The following is an 18063-nucleotide window of genomic DNA, read 5'->3' as shown; positions in this document are numbered from 1 at the left end:
CCGGGGGAGCGAAAGTGGCCGGATCGTACCCCTGGGTCCGTAATCAGGAAGACCGGATCGGGTATTCGACGCGCCCCTGCGCGAACCCGGCGAGGTGGCCCCGAGATTCGGCCCGGGGTCTGCATCACGGGGGAGCCACCATGATCGACCTGGATCGTCCCAAGGGCGACGTGCAGTACCGGGGGACGGAGCGCCGCAAGGTCGCCGACCGTCGCGTGGGTCACGATCGCCGCGAGGAAATCCGCTTCGAGCTGGACAAGGAAGACCGCCGCAGCGGCAAGGACCGCCGCAAGCGCACGGGCTGGGACGGCCAGCTGTTGCGTTGATCCCCAGTCACGGCGGTCCGCCTCGGCGGGCAGCGGCGATCAGGCCCCGGCCGTGAAGGCCGGCAGGCCCCGCGCGGGCGGGCTGATCTCCATCTGACGGGGCGCCAGCGGGCCAGGCCCGTAGCCCTCTCGCCCGGCTAGCAGCAGCGCGACCGGCCGCGCCCGTAGCGGGCTGCCACCCGGTCCCGGAAATAGCCCTCGCGATCCATCGGCGTCCTATCCGGATGATGGGCGCGCATGTGGGCCGCGTACTGCTCATAGTCGCCGATGCCGATGGCCAGGCGCGCGGTGTCGCGCGCCCGCCGCCACAACGCGGCGAGGCGACCGGTCAGCGGGCCGCGCAACCGGTTCACGCCTTGGCCGCCATGCTGTCGAGCGGCACGTAATCGCTCTCGCGCGCGGTGGGAGCCTGCGCCCGCAGGGCGTGCAGCGCAGCGCGGATGCCGAAGCACACGGTCGCCACCAGCACGGCCATGAACAACGCGCACATCGCCACGTCGATGTGGTAGTTCAGCACGACGCGCTGCATCTCTTCCATCGACTTGGCCGGCGCCAGCACTTCTCCGCGCGCGGCAGCGTCGGCGAAACGGCGTGCGCTGGCCAGCATCCCGATCTTGGGGTCGTCGTGGAAGATCTTCTGCCAGCCGGCGGTCAGCGTGCACAGCAGCAGCCACGCCGTGGGCACCAGCGGCACCCACAGGAACCGCTGCCGCTTCATCTTCACCATCACCACGCAGCAGAAGATCAGCGCGATGCCCGCGAGCATCTGGTTGGCGATGCCGAACAACGGCCACAGCGTGTTGATGCCGCCCAGCGGATCCACCACGCCCTGGTACAGGAACCAACCCCAGCCGGCGACGGCCAGGCCGGTGCACAGCACGTTCGCCGCCCAGTTCTCGGTGCGCGCCAGCGGGGCATGCACCATGCCCAGCGTGTCCTGGATCATGAAGCGCGCCACGCGCGTGCCGGCGTCGAGCGTGGTGAGGATGAACAAGGCTTCGAACAGGATCGCGTAGTGGTACCAGAACGCCTTCATGCCCTGGCCGCCGAACAGGCCTTCCAGGATCTGGGACATCCCCACCGCCAGTGTCGGCGCGCCGCCGGTGCGCGAGAGGATGGTCTCCTCTCCAATCTCCCTGGCCGCCAGCGCCAGCGTGTCCGGCGTGACGACGAACCCCCACGAGGCGATCGCGGTGGCGGCCGATTCGACGGTGGTGCCAATCGCCGCGGCCGGCGCGTTCATCGCGAAATACACGCCCGGCTGCAGCACGCAGGCAGCGATCAGAGCCATCACCGCGACGAAAGCTTCCATCAGCATGCCGCCGTAACCCAGCAGCGGAATGTGGGCTTCGCTGGCGACCATCTTGGGGGTCGTGCCGGAACTGACGAGCGCGTGGAAGCCGGACACCGCGCCGCAGGCGATCGTGATGAACAGGAACGGGAACAGTTCGCCGCTGAATACCGGGCCGGTGCCGTCGACGAAGCGGGTGACGGCCGGCATCTGCAGCTGCGGCATCGCGATGCCGATCGCCACCGCCAGCAGGATGACCGTGCCGATCTTCAGGAACGTGCTGAGGTAATCGCGCGGCGCCAGCAGCAGCCAAACCGGCAAAACTGCCGCGATGAAGCCGTAGCCGATCAGCAGCCACGCCAGCGTGGTGCCTTGCAGGCGGAAGATCGCCGCCCATTCGGGAGCCGCCGCGATCCGGCCACCGCCCCAGATCGTCAGCAGCAGCAGCGCCAGCCCGATGATCGAGACTTCCAGGATGCGGCCGGGCCGGAAGAGACGCAGGTACAGCCCCATCAGCACCGCGATCGGCACCGTCATCGCGACGGTGAAGGTGCCCCACGGGCTCTGCGCCAGTGCCTTGACGACGACCAGCGCCAGCACCGCCAGCAGGATGACCATGATCATCAGGATGCCGATCATCGCGGTGACGCCGGCGGCCGCGCCCATTTCCGCGCGGATCATCTCGCCCAGTGAACGGCCGTCGCGCCGCGTGGAGAAGAACAGCACCAGCATGTCCTGCACCGCACCGGCCAGCACGACGCCGGCCAGGATCCACAAGGTGCCGGGCAGGTAGCCCATCTGCGCGGCCAGCACGGGTCCCACCAGGGGGCCCGCGCCGGCGATGGCGGCGAAATGATGGCCGAACAATACGCTGCGGTCGGTGGGGACGTAATCGAGCCCGTCGTTGCGGCGCCATGCCGGTGTCGCGCGCGCGGGGTCGATCCCCAGCGCGGTATGCGCCACGAATCGACCGTAGAACCGGTAGGCGATGGCAAAGGTCGAGACCGCGGCGGCCACCAGCCACAGTGCGCTGATGGTCTCGCCGCGGTGCAGCGCGACCACGCCCAGGCTGGCGGCGGCCAACAGGGCGACCAGTGTCCAACCAATCCAGTGCAACCTGCTCATGGGCAACCGCGGCATTGCGTCCGGGCGGACAAGGCCCGAAGCGTCGCCTGTGCGCGGGTGCAGGTCAACGGCCGCCGGAAGCGGGTGCGCCGCGCCACGCGGGGCGCGTCAGGTGCACCAGAGGTGGACGCCCGGGTTCAGAGCCACTTGGCCCGCTTGAACATCACGTACAGAACGCCGCAGACCATCGTCATGGCGCCGATCAGTATCCAATAGCTGTGGCGGCCCTCCAGTTCCGGCATGTGGGTGAAGTTCATGCCGTACCAGCTGGCGATCAGCGTGGGCGCGGCCAGCAGCGCCGCCCAGGCGCCGAGTCGCTTGACCACTTCGCCCTGGCGCACGGTCACCAGCGACAGGTTCACCGTCATCGCCGCGGTGAGCATCTCGCGCAGGGTGTCGGTGGATTCATTGATGCGCAGCGTGTGGTCGTGCACGTCGCGGAAGTAGAGCTGGATCTCGCCGTTGATCAGCGTCGTGCGCGCGCGCGCGACGAGCTGGCCCAGGATGTCCTGCAGCGGCGAGACGGCCATGCGCAGGCGGGTGAGCTCGCGCTTGAGGTCGTAGAGCTTCTGCACCGTGCCCTTGCGGAAGTCCTCGGCAAAGACGTCCTGCTCAAGCTCGTTCAACGCGTGGCTGAACTCATCGACGATCGGGGTGTAGTTGTCCACCACCATGTCCAGGATCGCGTACAACCCGGCGGTGGGGCCGTGGCGTAACAGGTCGGGTTCGCGCTCCATGCGTGCGCGTGCCGGCGCGTAGCTCGACGAAGCGCCATGGCGGACGGTGACCAGGTACCTGGGGCCGACGAAGATGTGCGTTTCGCCGAAGCGGATGCGGCTGTCGACCGTCTGCGCCGTATGCAGCGCGATGAACAGCGAATTGCCGTAGGCCTCGACCTTGGGACGCTGGTGGGCGTTGTGCGCGTCCTCGATGGCCAGGTCGTGGAGGTTGAACTCCTCCTGCAGCTTGTCCAGCAGCGACTCGTCCGGCTCATACAGCCCGACCCAGACGAAGCTGCCGTCGTCGACGGCGAGCACGTCGCTGATGGCATCGAGGCTGATGTCCTGCCGGCGGCCCTGGGAATCGTAGGCCACGCAATTGACGACGCAGGCGGGGAGATCGGCAACCTTGTTCATGTCCGAATCCTGCCCGCGGCAGCGGTCCGCGGCAAGCGGCGGCGCCGGGCGGCCCGTGGGCGCCCGTGCCTCAACGCGCCGGCTGCGAACGACGCCGAAACCATGCCCAGGCGAGCGCGGCGTGCACGGGTAGCAGCAGGGCGATCCAGTGGGCGTTGCGTTGCGGCATCGCCGGCAACCAGTGCACGAACATGCCGATGGCGGCCAGCGCGGCCATCGTCGCCAGTGCGGCACCGAACACGCGGCCGGGAGCGCGTCCGCGCAGGATGCGCCAGGCACCGGGCAGGGCGAGCCAGCCGACGGGATTGAGCAGGAAGAGATTGTGGTTCGCCCAGCCCATGGTGTGCTGCGTGCCGAACCACAGGAACAGCAGCAGCCCGCCGACGAGTCCGCCGAAGATCCAGAGCGGGATGGCGGCGGCCGCCAGCGCGCGCGGATGGCGCCGGCCCAGCCACAGCGCCAGCGTCCCCAGGGCCAGGCCCCAGAGGGCCCAGGCCCATGTGCGCACGGGACGCGCGACAGGGTCGGGCGGGATCACGTGCGGCAGCAGGGGCTGCGTCGCCCGCACCAGCGGGCGGCCGGCGGCGTTGCGCGACTCGCCGATCATGCGCGAGAGGTGGCCCGGCACGAACGCCTGCTGCCACAGGGTCATCGGCACGTCGGCCTCGGGGCCCAGGCCCAGATCGAAGCCGAGCCACATCCACGGCGCGGGAGAGGCCAGCCGCAGCGCTTCGTCGCGCCAGGTCAGGCCCTGCGAGCGCCCCTGCGCCTGCCGGTGGAGGCCGCCGCCCAACGCCTGGTCGACCGCATCGCGCACGCGGGTGGAACAGTTGTCCTTGAAGTAGTCGTACCGGTAGAAGGCGTTCTCGGGGAGCGCATTGCGCGCCAGCGCCGCCGCTGTCGCACGCGCCTGCGCGTCGTCCAGGTCCAGCCACTGGATGGCCACGCCGCGGCCTTCCTCGCGATAGAGCACCAGGTCGTGCTCGAACGGGACCGCGGCGAGCCGGTAGCGCATGTCGCCGCGCACGAATCGCGCGATGAAATCCGGTTCGGTCGGGTCGAAGAAGCCGAAGTTGTAGGAGATCGCCTCGCCGGTGGCCGGGTCGAGGACCACGATCGAGTCGTGGCCGAAACGCTCCCAGAAGATCTGCCCCGGCTGCATGGTCATCATGCCGATGCGTGGCGCCGACGCGGTGCCGCCTGCTGGCGGCGCCTGCATTTCGGCGGCCGGGGGAGGGGCGTCGCTGATCGGCCGCTCGACAGGCGTGCTGTTGGCGGGCGCGCGGTCGGCCGGCGTGACGCCCGCCGCCGCGGCCAGGGCCGGCGCCATTACGCCCAGCAGGCCGGCCAGGACGAGGACGGTGGCAATGCGTGCCAACAGGTGCCGCGTGCGCCCGGCACCGCGCGGATGGCTATGCATCGCCCATGACGTCGACGTGGAAGGCGTGCACGCGACGCGCGTCGGCGGTCGCGACGCGGAACACGAAGCGGCCCAGCGTGAGTTCTTCGCCGGTCTCGGGCAGGTGCCCGATGGCGGCGGTGATCAGGCCGCCGATGGTGTCGTACTCGTCATCGTCGAACTCGGCGTCGAAGCGTTCGTTGAAGTCGGAGATCGGGGTGAGCGCGTCGACCACGAACAGGCCGTCGGCCTGGGCCGCGATGAGCGCCTGCGGATCCTCAGCCTCGTCGTGCTCGTCGTCGATGTCGCCGACGATCTGTTCCAGCACGTCCTCGATGGTCACCAGCCCGGCGACGCCGCCATGCTCGTCGATGACGATCGCCATGTGGTTGCGCGACTGGCGGAACTCGCGCAGCAGCACGTTGAGGCGTTTGGATTCGGGGATCAGCACCGCCGGGCGCAGCAGGGAGTGGATGTTGCCGGGCCCGTGGTCGGCGACCACGCCCCGCAGCAGGTCCTTGGCCAGCAGGATGCCGAGTATCTCGTCCTTGTCGTCACCGTGGACGGGGAATCGGGAGTGCCCCGATTCGACGACGCGGCGCATCAGTTCCAGCAGGGAGGCCTCGGCCGGCAGGGCGACCATTTGTCCGCGCGGGATCATCACGTCGCCGACCGTCATGTCGGAGACGGCGATCGCGCCTTCCATCATCCGCAACGTGTCGGCTGCGATCAGGCCATCGGCCTGCGCGTCGCGCAGCAGCTCGACCAGGTCTTCGCGGGTGCTGGGCTCGCCGGACAGCATCGAACTGATGCGATCGAGCCAGCCGCGTCGTTCCGTGTGGGTACTACTGTCGTCCTCGGACATTGGTGTTTCGGCAACGCCCGGGGGAGGGGCGGGTGCGGGAAGTCTAGCGCGGACCCGGTCAGGGCGGTGCACACGCGCCCGCCGGCGCCGGCCTCATGCCGCCAGGTATGGGTCCTCGATGCCCATGTTGGCGAGGATCTCGCGCTCCAGTTGCTCCATGCAGATCGCGTCGGCCTCGTTCTCGTGGTCCCAACCCAGCAGGTGCAGCGCCCCGTGGACGGTCAGGTGGGCGAAGTGCGCCACCAGCGGCTTCTTCTGTTCCTTGGCTTCACGGGCGACGACCGGCGCGCAGATGACAAGGTCGCCGAGCAGCGGGATCTTCACGCCCGCGGGCAGCCCTTCGGGCAGTTCGGCCGGAAAGCTCAGGACGTTGGTCGCGTAGTCCTTGCCCCGGTAATGGCGGTTGAGGGCGCGGGCTTCCTTGGTGCCGACGATGCGGATGGCCAGATCGGCTTCGCGGATGCGGCTGTCCAACGCCGCGGCCACCCAGCGCCGGAAGCTCACCGCCGAGGGGATGCCGGTGCGCGGCACCGCGTAGCTGACGCTTACATCAAGTCGAACCGGGCCTACGGTCATCTGTCGCGTCCTGTCTGCAGTGCTGGAGTGGGAAGGGTGGAAGCCTCAGCTGCCGGTCTGGGCATCGGTCGCGTCGCGTGCATCGTAGGCATTGACGATGCGGGCTACGAGCGGGTGGCGTACCACGTCGCGGGATTCAAAGAACGTGAAGCTGATGCCGTTGACGTTGCGCAGCACCTCCACGGCATCCTTCAGGCCGGACTTCTGGTGGCGTGGCAGGTCCACTTGGGTCATGTCGCCGGTCACCACGGCCGTGCTGCCGAAACCGATGCGCGTCAGGAACATCTTCATCTGCTCGATCGAGGTGTTCTGGGCCTCGTCGAGAATCACATACGCGTCGTTAAGCGTGCGTCCGCGCATGTAGGCCAGCGGGGCGATCTCGATGACGTTCTTTTCCAGCAGTTTGACGACCTTTTCGACCCCCAGCATCTCGTACAGCGCGTCGTAGAGCGGGCGCAGGTACGGGTCGACTTTCTGGGTCAGGTCGCCGGGCAGGAAACCCAGCTTCTCGCCGGCCTCCACCGCGGGGCGGACCAGCACCAGGCGCTGGACGCGGGCCTCGTTGAGCGCCTCCACCGCCATGGCCACGGCCAGGAAGGTCTTGCCGGTGCCGGCCGGGCCGATGCCGAAGTTGATGTCGTGGGTCGCGATGGCATGCAGGTAGCGCGCCTGGTTCGCGCCGCGGGCGCGCAGGGTTCCACGCTTGACCCGGATGGTCACCTCCTGGGGATCGATGTCCTGGGCCAGGGTCTGGTCGGCGTCGTACTCGGTCAGGTGCAGGTGGATGTCAGGCTCGGTAAGCGTGGCGTCGCCCGCTTCGTCCCAGAGCGCGCGCAGCAGCCGTTCCGCCTTGTTGACCGATGCTTCGGGGCCATCGACGCGGAACACGTTGCCACGGTTGGCGATCTCCACGCCCAGGCGCAGTTCGATCAGTCGCAGGTGGCCGTCGAAGGGGCCGGTGAGGTTGGCGAGGCGCTCGGCCTGGGCAGGCTCGAGGGCGAATTCGGAAACGGTTCGTGAAGGCATCGGGGGAGTGTCTTCGCGGCCACGACAAGGCCATGTGGAGCCAGAAGCTTGCGCCCGTGGCGGGCGTTTGCAAAGCCGTGGGGCGCGCGCGCCGCCCGGTCGCCTTTTCAGGCCGGCGCGTGCAGTTGATCGCGCACCCAGGCCAGGGCAAGCAGTGCGGTGGCCGCGCCACCGAGTACGTCCCATGTGTAGTGCTGTCCGGTGCTGACCACGCTGGGAAACAGCACCACCACCGCGGGCCACGCCCAGCGGCGCGCGCGCGGATGCTGCGCGCAGAATCCGGCCACGGCCACGATCGGCGCGGTGATGTGCCCGGAGGGGAAGCAGTTGTTGCTGCCGTCGAGGAAATACAGCAGGCGCCATGCGGCATCGGTGGCCGGGTCGAGGTCGGAGGGCAGCGTCTGGCGCACGGCGTGGGTGGGCCAGATCATCCAGATGGCGGCGTTCAACGCCATCGATGCGGCGTAGGCGCGCAGGGTGGCCAGCAGGATGCGGCGGTCGCTGATGGACACGATGAAGACGGGCGCCAGCACCAGCAGGAGCCAGTAGGGCCAGATCGTCCACGCCCGCCAGCCCAGGGCGAGGTCGACCGCGGTCCGGGGCAGCGCGCGGGGCGCGGCCATCGGGAAGTAGTTGCTGCCCAGGTACACGGTGGTCACCAGCGCCAGCAGGGCCAGCACCCATCCGAGTCGGTGCGGCAGGGGGAGGTAACGGGGTGCGGTGGGGACTTGCATGGGGACGGGGCGGGTCGAGCCGGATTGGCGAGGGCGGAGGATGCAGGCTGGACGGCATCGGCGCCATGCACTTGAAACTAATTAATCAGTGAATTAATTTAAGTTCCATGAGTCCCCGCCCCCCCGCAGCGGGCCCGGCCCGGCCCAGGCGGACGCCCGGCCGCCCCACCCGTGACAGCGCCGACCAGCGTTCGCACCTGCTGGACTGCGCGATCGCATGCTTCGTCATGCGGGGCATCGGCGCGACGTCCCTGCGTGCCATTGCGACCCAGGCCCACGTGACACCCGCGCTGCTGCATTACTACTTCGGCGACAAGGAGCAGCTCCTCGCCGCCATCGTGGAAGAACGGCTGATGCCGGCCCTCGCGCTGGTCCGGGCCCCGGTGGCCGAGGCGGGCGAGGATGTTGCCGAACTGGTCGCCGGCTTCGTCAACGGCATGGGCGAGGCCATCGATCGCCATCCCTGGCTGCCCTCGCTGTGGGTGCGCGAAGTGCTCTGCGAAGGCGGGGCGCTGCGCGACGTGATGTTCAGCCGCGTCGCGCCCCAGTTGCCGCTGATGCTGGCGCAGCGTTTCGCACAGGCGCAGGCGGCCGGACGCCTCAATCCCGACCTCGACCCACGCCTGCTGGTCATCTCGCTGGTCGGCCTGACCCTGTTTCCCGCGGCCGGCGCGCCGATCTGGCGACGCGTCTTCAATGCCGACGACATCGACGGGAAAGCCCTGCGAGCCCATACGACCGCACTGCTCGACCGCGGCCTGCAGGTGCCACCCGGCCCCCTCGATCTCCAGGAACCGGAGGCTTCGCGATGAGGTCCACCCCGACGATCCTCTCCGGACTGCTGGCGCTGCTGTCGGCCGCCGGCTGCTCGCCCCCGCCGCCGCAGGCGCTGGGAACCCTGGAGTACGAACGGGTCACCCTGCCGGCGCCGGCGGCCGAGCGCATCGTCGAGATCGCCGTGCGCGAAGGGCAGCGCGTGGAGCGTGGGCAGACCGTCCTGCGACTGGAAGCCGTGCGCGTGCAGGCCGCGGCGCAGGCGGCCGATGCGCAGGCCCGCACGCAGCGCGAGGCGCTGGCCGAACTGGAAGCGGGCCCGCGCAGCGAGGCGATCGGCCAGGCGCGCGCGCAACTGGTGGCCGCGCAGGCGAGGGCGCGTGATGCCGCCGCTTATTACGCGCGATTGAAGCCGCTGGGCGACCGCAGCCTGGTGGCCGCCTCGGACGTCGACAGCGCAGGCGCGGCCGCCGCTTCGGCGCAGGCGCAGGTGCGCGTCGCGCAACAGGCGCTGCTCGAGCTGGAGCGGGGCACCCGTACCGAGCGCATCGCCCAGGGGCGCGCGGCCGTGGAGGCAGCCCAGGCGCAGGCGCGCGTGCAGCAGGTGAGCCTGGAGAAGCTCGACGTCACCGCGCCGCGTGCCGGCCGGGTCGACAGCCTGCCGTTCGAATTGGGTGACCAGCCCGCGGTCGGCGCCCCGCTGGCCGTGCTGCTGGTCGGACCGGCGCCGTACGCCCGGATCTACGTCCCCGAGCCGCTGCGCACCCGTGTCCGGGTGGGGCAGGCGGCGCGCGTGTTCGTGCCCGGCCACGAGGCCCCGTTCGCCGGCACCGTGCGCATGGTCCGCAGCGAGCCTACCTTCACCCCGTACTACGCACTGACCGGCAAGGACGCCGCGCGCCTGAGCTACCTGGCGGAAGTGGCACTGACGCCCAAAGCGGGGGAACTGCCGGCCGGCCTGCCGGTGCGGGTCGAGTTCGCCGATGCGCCCTGAGGCCGCGCGATGAGCGAACAGGCGCCGGCGATCCTCGCGCGAAGCCTGACGCGGCGGTTCGGCGACCTGGTCGCCGTCGACCACGTCGACCTGACCGTGCCGCGCGCCCATGTGTACGGCTTCCTGGGGCCCAATGGCTCGGGCAAGACGACCACCATCCGCATGCTCTGCGGCCTGTTGGCACCGACCTCTGGCGAGATCGAAGTGCTGGGTCTGCGCATTCCCGAGCAGGCAGAGGAACTGCGCCGCCGGATCGGCTACATGACGCAGAAGTTCTCCCTGTTCGAGGACCTCAACGTACGCGAGAACCTCGAGTTCCTGGCCGCGGTGCAGGACATCCCGCGGGACCGCGCGGCGCGGCGCATCGACGCGCTGGTCGAGCAGTTCCATTTCCAGGACCGGCAGAAGCAGCTGGCCGGCACGATGAGCGGCGGACAGAAGCAACGCTTGGCGCTGGCCGGCGCGGTGATCCACGAACCCGAACTGCTGTTCCTCGATGAGCCCACCAGCGCGGTGGATCCGGAGTCACGCCGAGACTTCTGGGAAAAACTCTTCGAGCTTGCCGACGCCGGCACCACCCTGCTGGTTTCCACCCACTACATGGACGAGGCCGAGCGTTGCCACCGGCTTGCCATCCTGGACCGGGGGGCGCTGGTCGCTGACGGGACGCCCACGCAGCTCACGGCGGAGCTTCAGGGACGCACGCTGGTGGTGCAGGCCGAACAACCCCGCCGCGCCAAGGAGCTGCTGCTGGCGCAGGAGGGCGTGATCAGCGTGGCGCAGATCGGCAACACCCTGCGCGTGCTCACCCAGGCCAACCACAGCGCTGGCGAACGGCTGCAGGCCGCGCTGCAGGCAGCCGGACAACACGCCCAGGTGGAGGGCACCACCCCCAACCTGGAAGACGTCTTCGTCGCCGCCACGCGCGGCCGCGAGCCGGCGGGCCGCAGCGAGGACCGGCCCACCCGAGGGGAGGCGGTGACATGAATGGGCGGCGCCTGTGGGCGGTGGTGCTGAAGGAATTGCGGCAGATGCGCCGCGACCGCATCACGCTGGCGATGATCGTCGGCATCCCGGTCATGCAGCTGATCCTGTTCGGCTATGCCATCAACCTCAACCTGCGCGGCCTGTCGGCCGCGGTGGCCGACCAGTCCGCCACCAGTGCCTCGCGCGCCGCGGTGATGGACATGCTCGCCACCGGCGTGATCACGCCGACGGCGCAGGCCGACACCCCGCAGGAACTGATGGAGCTCCTGCGCCGCGGCCGGATCAGCGTGGGTGTGCTGGTTCCCCCCGACTACGAGCGCCGCCGCGCGGAAGGCCGGGAAGCGATCCAGGTGCTGGTGGACGGCAGCGACACCGTGGTGCAGAGCGCCGCAATCCAGCTCGCCCAGATGCCGCTCGACGGCACGGCCTACGTCGCGCCCCGCGTGCAGCCGATCAGCGTGGTGGCCTTCTACAACCCGGAGCGACGCTCCGCGGTGAACATCGTGCCCGGCCTGATCGGCGTGATCCTGACCATGACGATGGTGTTGTTCACCGGCGTGGCGATCGTGCGCGAGCGCGAGCGCGGCAACATGGAACTGCTCATCGCCACGCCCATCAGCCGCAGCGAGCTGATGGTGGGCAAGGTGCTGCCGTATGCGGCGATCGGGCTGATCCAGACGACCGTGGTGCTGGCACTGGGCCTGACCCTGTTCAAGGTGCCGATCCGCGGCAGCGCGCTGGATGTCTATCTGGCCGCCGTGCTGCTGATCCTGGCCAACCTGTCGCTGGGCCTGCTGATCTCGACCAAGGCGCGCTCGCAGTTCCAGGCGATGCAGATGACCTTCTTCGTCTTCCTGCCCTCGATCCTGCTGTCGGGTTTCATGTTCCCGTTCGCCGGCATGCCACGCATCGTGCAGTGGTTCGCCGAACTGCTGCCGCTCACGCATTTCCTGCGGCTGATCCGCGGCGTGATGCTGCGCGGGGCGGGCCTGCTGGAACTGTGGCCGGACATGCTGGCGCTGGCGGTCTTCACCGTAGTGATGATGGCACTGGCCATCACGCGGTTCCGCAAGCGACTGGACTAGCCGCGGGTCAGAGTGTCCGGTCCATCACCGCACGTCCGTCAGGGCATCAGGCCGGCGGGGTGCGCAACTGCCTGCGGTGCAGACGGTAGGTACGGATCCCCGATGCGAGCAGCAGCAGCATCAGGATGAGCCAGGCCCACGAGGGCACCAGGTCGAGCCATTCGGACTCGAACGGCAGCAGGTCGAGCCACAGGCAGCCGGCCAGCGCCGCCAGCACGAAGTCGGCGCGGGCCATGTTCCGGAAACGATGCGGCTGGCCGCGGGAAATCAGGGGGTGGCCCATTACGCAGTCTCCTGTGCTGCTACGGCGGTGACCACGCGACCGCGCAGCGAGTTGCTCATCGCCTCGGTGATGACCACGTCCACGAATTGGCCGACCAGGCGCGGGTGGCCCGGGAAATTGACCGGGCGCATGTTCTCGGTCCGGCCGGTGAGTTCGTTCGGGTCCTTCTTCGACGGACCTTCGACCAGTACCGACTGCACGCTGCCCACCATCGCCTCGCTGATGCGGCGCGCATTGGCGTTGATCGCGGCCTGCAGGCGCGACAGGCGCGCATGCTTTTCCTCGCTGGAGACGTTGTCCTCCAGGTCGGCCGCCGGGGTGCCCGGGCGGCGCGAGTAGATGAACGAGAACGACTGGTCGAAGCCCACGTCCTCGATCAGCTTCATCGTCTTTTCGAAATCGGCCTCGCTCTCCCCGGGGAACCCGACGATGAAATCCGACGAGACGGAAATATCCGGCCGCACCGCGCGCAGCTTGCGGATCTTCTGCTTGAACTCCAGCGCGGTGTAGCCGCGCTTCATCGCCGCCAGCACGCGGTCGCTGCCGGCCTGCACGGGCAGGTGCAGGTAGTTGGCCAGCGTCGGGACATCGCGGTAGGCCTCCACCAGCGAATCGGAGAACTCCAGCGGATGCGAGGTGGTGAAGCGGATCCGGCCGATACCCTCGATCTGCGCGATGGCCCGGATCAGCAGGCCCAGGTCGGCGACCTCGGCTGGCACGCCCTCGGCGGCGGGCGCGAGCGGGCCCCGGTAGGCGTTGACGTTCTGCCCCAGCAGGTTGATCTCGCGGACGCCCTGGGCGGCCAGGTCGGCCACTTCGACCAGCACGTCCTCGAACGGACGGCTGATTTCCTCGCCCCGCGTGTAGGGAACCACGCAGAACGAGCAGTACTTGCTGCAGCCTTCCATGATCGAGACGAAGGCGCTGGGGCCCTCGGCGCGCGGCTCGGGGAGGCGGTCGAACTTCTCGATCTCGGGGAAGCTGATGTCGACCTGGGGCAGGCCGGTCTCCCGCTTGGCGCGGATCAGTTCGGGCAGGCGATGGAGCGTCTGGGGACCAAAGACCAGGTCGACGTAGGGCGCACGCTTCACGATGGCCTCACCCTCCTGGGACGCCACGCAGCCGCCGACACCGATCACCACCGCCCGGTCGCCCTGCTTGAGCTGCTTCCAGCGGCCGAGCTGGCTGAAGACCTTCTCCTGCGCTTTTTCGCGGATCGAGCAGGTATTGATCAGGATCACGTCGGCTTCTTCGACGTTCTTCGTGATCTCCAGGCCGTCGCTGGCGGCCAGAACGTCGGCCATCTTCGCCGAGTCGTACTCGTTCATCTGACAGCCGTGGGTTTCGATGAACAGCTTGCCGCGGGGGGCGGCGGCCTTCGGGAGGCTCATGGGTGGACCTTTCTGGATGCCGGGAGGGCGGCGGTTAGTCCGCGCCGGGGAGGCGGGATTGTATCCATCCGGGTGCGGCGGCGATTTCATCACCTGGCGATCACTGCCGCTTTCGCATTCCCGGCCGGAACTTGAATCAGGTCTCGTTCATAGAAATCAAAGGGTTGTAAACCTTTTCGAATGGGGGGATATTCGCGCCATGAAGGGGATCTGGGGTGTTTTTCTCGTCGCGCTCACCACGTTGGCCTCCGTGCCGGCCGTGGCGGGTACCGTTTATCGCTGCGAAGGCGCCGACGGCGTGCGTGCCTACTCCAGCAAACGTGTACCCGGTGCGAAATGCGTGGTGGCCAGCCAGTACAAGGGTGGGGCCCAGGCCGGGCCCGTGTCCGCCGGCCCCGCGATGGGCAGCGCGACCCCCGCCAGTGAAGTGGTCGGCTCGCCCGCCCGCCTGACCCCCGCCAGCCTGTCCGCCCCCGCGGCCGTCCAGGCGGCGCCCCAGGCGCCCCGCGCCAGCGGCAGCAAGCGCCTCGTGCAGGGCCAGGTCTACTCGTACATCAAGGATGGCGTCCGCCACTATTCCAGCCGTGCGCCCGGAAAGGGCGTGGCCGGTGCCTCGACGGTGCGCACGATCCGCTACAGCTTCATGGAAACCTGTTTCGCCTGCGGCGCACTGCCGGGCGTGAACTTCGGCTCCATCCGCCTCAACACCGAGGCCTATCGCAGCGAGATCAGCGCCGCCGCCACCCAGTTCGGCGTCGAAGAAGCGATCGTGCGGGCGATCATCCATGCCGAATCGGCCTACAACCCGCAGGCCCGCTCCCGCGTGGGGGCCCAGGGCCTGATGCAGCTCATGCCGGCCACCGCGCGCCGCTTCGGCGTCACCAATGCCTACGACCCCGCGCAGAACATCCGCGGCGGCGTCCAGTACCTGGGCTGGCTGCTCAAGCGCTTCAAGGGCGACCTCTCGCTCGCCGCCGCCGGCTACAACGCGGGCGAGGGCGCGGTCGACAAGTACAAGGGCGTTCCGCCGTACTCGGAAACCCAGCGCTACGTGCAACGCGTGGCGGTCCTGGCCGAACGCTACCGTGGTGGTGGCACTACGGTAGCCAGCGCGGGCGGCACCTCCGGCTCGCGCTGATCAGGTCCGCCAGGCCCGTCGGGCGCCTTCCTGGCGCCTGAAACGAGGCGGGGTTGGCGGTCCACGCACCGCCGCGATTGTCGTGCCGTTAACCCTTCCGCTACACTTCGCCGTCTTTTGAGCCGCGAGCCGTCGCCAGTGGTGCCGGCCCTGCGGTGAACTTTGTTTTTCAGCTTTGCGGAGTGCCGGATGGCCAACCAAGGGGACAGCCCCGTCAACCAGGGCCGCCGCCGTTTCCTGACAGCGACCACGGCCGTGGTCGGCGCAGTCGGGGCCGGTTTTGCGGCGGTACCCTTCATCAAGTCGTGGAATCCCAGTGCCCGGGCGAAGCTCGCCGGTGCGCCGGTGACCGCCGACATCACGGGCCTGCAGGAAGGCCAGCGCCTGATCTTCGAATGGCGCGGTCAGCCGATCTGGATCGTCAAACGTTCCAAGGCCGTCCTCGACGCGCTGCCGACGCTCGACACCCGCCTGCGCGATCCCAAGTCGGAGAACGCGGACCAGCAGCCGGCCTACATCAAGCAGGCCAACCCGGAACTGCGCTCCTTCAAGCCGGACATCTCCGTGCTGGTGGGCCTGTGCACGCACCTGGGCTGCTCGCCGGAGATCAAGGCCGAGATCCGCCCCGAGCCGTTCGATCCGGAGTGGAAGGGCGGTTACTTCTGCCCCTGCCACAAGTCGCGCTTCGACCTGGCCGGACGCGTGTTCCAGGGCGTGCCCGCGCCGACCAACCTGGTCGTGCCGCCGCATTACTTCGCCGACGACAACACCATCGTGATCGGTGTCGATCCGTCGTCCTCCAGCAGCGCGGGGGCCGCGTAAGCCATGGCTAACATCTTCACCCGCACTGCCGACGGCATGATGAACTGGGTCAACGAGCGCGCACCGGCGATGATGCCGGTGTACCGCAAGCACATGACCGAGTACTACGCGCCGAAGAACTTCAACATCTGGTACATCTTCGGCGTGCTGTCGATCGTGGTTCTGGTCAACCAGATCCTGACCGGCATCTTCCTGACGATGCACTTCAAGCCCAGCGCGGCGGAGGCCTTCAGCTCCGTCGAGTACATCATGCGCGACGTGGAGTGGGGCTGGCTGATCCGGTACATGCACTCGACCGGTGCATCGCTGTTCTTCATCGTGGTCTACATCCACATGTTCCGCGGCCTGATGTACGGCTCGTACCGCAAGCCGCGCGAGCTGGTGTGGATCCTGGGCATGCTGATCTACCTGGTGCTGATGGCCGAAGCCTTCATGGGCTACGTGCTGCCCTGGGGCCAGATGTCGTTCTGGGGCGCCAAGGTGATCATCTCGCTGTTCGGCGCGATCCCCTACATCGGCAGCAGCCTGACCGAGTGGATCATGGGCGACTACCTGCCCAGCGACGCCACGCTCAACCGGTTCTTCGCCCTGCACGTCATCGCGATGCCGCTGGTGCTGCTGCTGCTGGTCGTGCTGCACATCGGCGCGCTGCACGAAGTCGGTTCGAACAACCCCGACGGCGTGGAGATCAAGAAGGGCCCGAAGGGCAACCGCTGGGACGCGCTGAAGCCGGCCGACGGCATTCCGTTCCATCCGTACTACACGGTGAAGGACTTCTTCTACGTGTGCGGGTTCCTGATCCTGGCCGCCTTCATCATCTTCTACGCCCCGGCGTTCAAGGGCTGGTTCCTGGAGCATGACAACTTCACCGAGGCCAACCGCCTGGTGACGCCCGAGCACATCAAGCCGGTCTGGTACTACACGCCGTACTACGCGATGTTGCGCGTGGTCCCGCACAAGCTGTCCGGCGTGCTGGTGATGTTCGCGGCGATCGCGATCCTGTTCCTGGTGCCGTGGCTGGACCGCAGCAAGGTGCACTCGCACCGCTACCGTGGCTGGCTCACCAAGGTGATGCTTGCCCTGCTGGCCGTGTGCTTCGTGTGGCTGGGCAAGATCGGCGCCGGCCCGGGTACCGACCCGACCGAGACCTGGATCGGGCGCGGCCTGACCGTCCTGTATTTCCTCTTCTTCCTGACCATGCCGATCTGGACATCGATCGACAAGACCAAGCCGGTGCCGGAACGGGTGACGACGCATGATTAAGAACAACCTCGTCCGCACCCTGGCCGGCCTCGCCGCGGGCCTGCTGGTGTCGTTCTCGGCCTTCGCCTCCAGCGACGCCAACCTGCTGCAGTCGGGCGTCGACCTGGGCGACCGCCAGTCGCTGCAGCGCGGCGCCGCGCTGTACATGAACTACTGCTCGGGCTGCCATTCGCTCAAGTACCTGCGTTACTCGCGCATCGGCGAGGACCTGGGGCTGAGCGAGCAGGAGGTCATGGAGAACCTCAACCTCACCGGCGCCAAGTACGGCGAGCAGATCGGCGTGAGCCTGAGCGAGGCCGATGCCTCCAAGTGGTTCGGCAAGATGCCGCCGGACCTGAGCCTGATCGCGCGCGTGCGTGGCAGCGACTGGATCTACACCTACCTCAAGTCGTTCTACCTCGACGAGTCGCGCCCGCTGGGCTGGAACAACAAGCTCTTCCCGAACGCGTCCATGCCCAACCCGCTGTGGCAGATGCAGGGCCTGCAGCACGCCGAGTTCGGCGAGCCGGATCCGAAGACCGGCGACCGTCCGGTCCATGGGCTGAAGATCGTCCAGCCCGGTTCGGTCGAGCCGGCGCAGTTCGACCAGTCCGTCCGCGACATCACCGCCTTCCTGGAGTACGCCGGCGAGCCGGCCGCCCTCAAGCGCGAGAAGATGGGCGTGTGGGTGATCTTCTTCCTGGTCTTCCTCACCTTCCTGGCCTGGATGCTGAAGAACGAGTACTGGAAGGACGTCCACTGAGTCCTGTCCCCCGAACGCCCGGCCTAGTGCCGGGCGTTTGCGTTGGGGCCCCTGCCATGGGGGGTAGCGACTTTTTTGCGAGGGAACGCTAGGCTCGGATAGTTGG

The 18063-nt window shown here is 68.5% G+C and carries 19 protein-coding genes; 9 read left to right on the top strand and 10 right to left on the bottom strand.

Annotation, left to right across the window (positions count from 1 at the left end; all coding sequences use genetic code 11):
- The first annotated feature begins 140 nt into the window (after positions 1–140).
- Positions 141–326 (top strand): hypothetical protein, encoded by a 186-nt coding sequence (locus I8J32_RS17055; protein WP_200613893.1) that lies wholly within the window; start codon positions 141–143, stop codon positions 324–326.
- Between the two features lie 137 nt (positions 327–463).
- Here the strand turns inward: I8J32_RS17055 and I8J32_RS17050 are convergent, their stop codons facing one another.
- The 8 genes from I8J32_RS17050 to I8J32_RS17015 all read right to left on the bottom strand — a co-directional run bounded on the left by I8J32_RS17050 (position 464) and on the right by I8J32_RS17015 (position 8478).
- Positions 464–679 carry a YbdD/YjiX family protein gene (locus I8J32_RS17050; protein ID WP_207526692.1) on the bottom strand — a complete coding sequence of 72 codons (216 nt, stop codon included), beginning with the start codon at positions 677–679 and terminating at the stop codon, positions 464–466.
- Positions 676–2742, bottom strand: coding sequence for a carbon starvation CstA family protein (locus tag I8J32_RS17045; protein WP_200613891.1), 2067 nt, complete (start codon positions 2740–2742; stop codon positions 676–678). Before I8J32_RS17045 ends, I8J32_RS17050 begins: the two co-directional genes overlap by 4 nt.
- Before the next feature lie 137 nt (positions 2743–2879).
- A complete protein-coding gene (corA, locus tag I8J32_RS17040) occupies positions 2880–3878 on the bottom strand; it encodes a magnesium/cobalt transporter CorA (protein ID WP_207526691.1) in 999 nt (332 codons plus the stop codon).
- Between the two features lie 70 nt (positions 3879–3948).
- On the bottom strand, positions 3949–5256 hold the full coding sequence (locus I8J32_RS17035) for a lipoprotein N-acyltransferase Lnb domain-containing protein (protein ID WP_407061042.1): 1308 nt from the start codon (positions 5254–5256) through the stop codon (positions 3949–3951).
- Between the two features lie 34 nt (positions 5257–5290).
- The gene (locus I8J32_RS17030) at positions 5291–6142 is read right to left on the bottom strand and encodes an HlyC/CorC family transporter (protein ID WP_200613888.1); all 852 of its coding nucleotides are present in this window, start codon (positions 6140–6142) and stop codon (positions 5291–5293) included.
- A 93-nt stretch (positions 6143–6235) separates the two neighbouring features.
- Positions 6236–6718, bottom strand: coding sequence for an rRNA maturation RNase YbeY (gene ybeY, locus I8J32_RS17025; RefSeq protein ID WP_200613887.1), 483 nt, complete (start codon positions 6716–6718; stop codon positions 6236–6238).
- 45 nt (positions 6719–6763) lie between these two features.
- Positions 6764–7744: a PhoH family protein gene (locus tag I8J32_RS17020; RefSeq protein WP_200613885.1), complete on the bottom strand. Its 981-nt coding sequence runs from the start codon at positions 7742–7744 to the stop codon at positions 6764–6766.
- 107 nt (positions 7745–7851) lie between these two features.
- Positions 7852–8478 (bottom strand): phosphatase PAP2 family protein, encoded by a 627-nt coding sequence (locus I8J32_RS17015; protein ID WP_200613883.1) that lies wholly within the window; start codon positions 8476–8478, stop codon positions 7852–7854.
- A gap of 107 nt (positions 8479–8585) precedes the next feature.
- Between I8J32_RS17015 and I8J32_RS17010 the strand changes: the two genes are divergently transcribed.
- From I8J32_RS17010 to I8J32_RS16995, 4 genes are read left to right on the top strand one after another with little or no spacing between them, the layout of a single operon-like run.
- Positions 8586–9290 carry a TetR/AcrR family transcriptional regulator gene (locus tag I8J32_RS17010; protein WP_207526690.1) on the top strand — a complete coding sequence of 235 codons (705 nt, stop codon included), beginning with the start codon at positions 8586–8588 and terminating at the stop codon, positions 9288–9290.
- Positions 9287–10246 (top strand): HlyD family secretion protein, encoded by a 960-nt coding sequence (locus I8J32_RS17005; protein ID WP_200613880.1) that lies wholly within the window; start codon positions 9287–9289, stop codon positions 10244–10246. The genes I8J32_RS17010 and I8J32_RS17005 overlap by 4 nt, the downstream gene beginning before the upstream one ends.
- Positions 10247–10276: 30 nt before the next feature.
- Positions 10277–11233 (top strand): ABC transporter ATP-binding protein, encoded by a 957-nt coding sequence (locus tag I8J32_RS17000; RefSeq protein ID WP_200614455.1) that lies wholly within the window; start codon positions 10277–10279, stop codon positions 11231–11233.
- On the top strand, positions 11230–12318 hold the full coding sequence (locus I8J32_RS16995; RefSeq protein ID WP_200613878.1) for an ABC transporter permease: 1089 nt from the start codon (positions 11230–11232) through the stop codon (positions 12316–12318). Before I8J32_RS17000 ends, I8J32_RS16995 begins: the two co-directional genes overlap by 4 nt.
- 46 nt (positions 12319–12364) lie before the next feature.
- On the opposite strand, the gene I8J32_RS16990 is transcribed toward I8J32_RS16995, so the two are convergent.
- Both I8J32_RS16990 and miaB read right to left on the bottom strand, forming a co-directional pair.
- On the bottom strand, positions 12365–12601 hold the full coding sequence (locus tag I8J32_RS16990; protein WP_200613876.1) for a hypothetical protein: 237 nt from the start codon (positions 12599–12601) through the stop codon (positions 12365–12367).
- Complete coding sequence (miaB, locus tag I8J32_RS16985) at positions 12601–13992, bottom strand: tRNA (N6-isopentenyl adenosine(37)-C2)-methylthiotransferase MiaB (RefSeq protein WP_200613874.1); 1392 nt, start codon at positions 13990–13992, stop codon at positions 12601–12603. The genes I8J32_RS16990 and miaB overlap by 1 nt, the downstream gene beginning before the upstream one ends.
- A gap of 199 nt (positions 13993–14191) precedes the next feature.
- On the opposite strand from miaB, the gene I8J32_RS16980 reads away from it, so the two are divergent.
- The 4 genes from I8J32_RS16980 to I8J32_RS16965 all read left to right on the top strand — a co-directional run bounded on the left by I8J32_RS16980 (position 14192) and on the right by I8J32_RS16965 (position 17957).
- Complete coding sequence (locus tag I8J32_RS16980; RefSeq protein WP_200613872.1) at positions 14192–15130, top strand: lytic transglycosylase domain-containing protein; 939 nt, start codon at positions 14192–14194, stop codon at positions 15128–15130.
- 189 nt (positions 15131–15319) lie between these two features.
- Positions 15320–15952: a ubiquinol-cytochrome c reductase iron-sulfur subunit gene (gene petA, locus I8J32_RS16975; protein ID WP_200613871.1), complete on the top strand. Its 633-nt coding sequence runs from the start codon at positions 15320–15322 to the stop codon at positions 15950–15952.
- Between the two features lie 3 nt (positions 15953–15955).
- Positions 15956–17215: a cytochrome b gene (locus tag I8J32_RS16970; protein ID WP_200613869.1), complete on the top strand. Its 1260-nt coding sequence runs from the start codon at positions 15956–15958 to the stop codon at positions 17213–17215.
- Positions 17208–17957, top strand: coding sequence for a cytochrome c1 (locus I8J32_RS16965; protein WP_200613867.1), 750 nt, complete (start codon positions 17208–17210; stop codon positions 17955–17957). Before I8J32_RS16970 ends, I8J32_RS16965 begins: the two co-directional genes overlap by 8 nt.
- The last annotated feature ends 106 nt before the right edge of the window (positions 17958–18063 follow it).

Origin of the sequence: Lysobacter solisilvae (assembly GCF_016613535.2) — a bacterium.
Lineage (GTDB): Bacteria > Pseudomonadota > Gammaproteobacteria > Xanthomonadales > Xanthomonadaceae > Agrilutibacter > Agrilutibacter solisilvae.
The sequence above is the reverse complement of the archived record's forward strand: the minus strand, read 5'-3'. Positions and strand labels throughout refer to the sequence as shown.

Bases quoted from the DNA above. Each gene is read 5' to 3' on its own strand.
- I8J32_RS17055 (WP_200613893.1), top strand. From the start codon at position 141: ATGATCGACCTGGATCGTCCCAAGGGCGACGTGCAGTACCGGGGGACG.
- I8J32_RS17045 (WP_200613891.1), bottom strand. From the start codon at position 2,742: ATGAGCAGGTTGCACTGGATTGGTTGGACACTGGTCGCCCTGTTGGCC.
- corA (WP_207526691.1), bottom strand. From the start codon at position 3,878: ATGAACAAGGTTGCCGATCTCCCCGCCTGCGTCGTCAATTGCGTGGCC.
- I8J32_RS17030 (WP_200613888.1), bottom strand. From the start codon at position 6,142: ATGTCCGAGGACGACAGTAGTACCCACACGGAACGACGCGGCTGGCTC.
- ybeY (WP_200613887.1), bottom strand. From the start codon at position 6,718: ATGACCGTAGGCCCGGTTCGACTTGATGTAAGCGTCAGCTACGCGGTG.
- I8J32_RS17020 (WP_200613885.1), bottom strand. From the start codon at position 7,744: ATGCCTTCACGAACCGTTTCCGAATTCGCCCTCGAGCCTGCCCAGGCC.
- I8J32_RS17015 (WP_200613883.1), bottom strand. From the start codon at position 8,478: ATGCAAGTCCCCACCGCACCCCGTTACCTCCCCCTGCCGCACCGACTC.
- I8J32_RS17010 (WP_207526690.1), top strand. From the start codon at position 8,586: ATGAGTCCCCGCCCCCCCGCAGCGGGCCCGGCCCGGCCCAGGCGGACG.
- I8J32_RS17005 (WP_200613880.1), top strand. From the start codon at position 9,287: ATGAGGTCCACCCCGACGATCCTCTCCGGACTGCTGGCGCTGCTGTCG.
- I8J32_RS16995 (WP_200613878.1), top strand. From the start codon at position 11,230: ATGAATGGGCGGCGCCTGTGGGCGGTGGTGCTGAAGGAATTGCGGCAG.
- I8J32_RS16990 (WP_200613876.1), bottom strand. From the start codon at position 12,601: ATGGGCCACCCCCTGATTTCCCGCGGCCAGCCGCATCGTTTCCGGAAC.
- miaB (WP_200613874.1), bottom strand. From the start codon at position 13,992: ATGAGCCTCCCGAAGGCCGCCGCCCCCCGCGGCAAGCTGTTCATCGAA.
- I8J32_RS16980 (WP_200613872.1), top strand. From the start codon at position 14,192: ATGAAGGGGATCTGGGGTGTTTTTCTCGTCGCGCTCACCACGTTGGCC.
- petA (WP_200613871.1), top strand. From the start codon at position 15,320: ATGGCCAACCAAGGGGACAGCCCCGTCAACCAGGGCCGCCGCCGTTTC.
- I8J32_RS16970 (WP_200613869.1), top strand. From the start codon at position 15,956: ATGGCTAACATCTTCACCCGCACTGCCGACGGCATGATGAACTGGGTC.
- I8J32_RS16965 (WP_200613867.1), top strand. From the start codon at position 17,208: ATGATTAAGAACAACCTCGTCCGCACCCTGGCCGGCCTCGCCGCGGGC.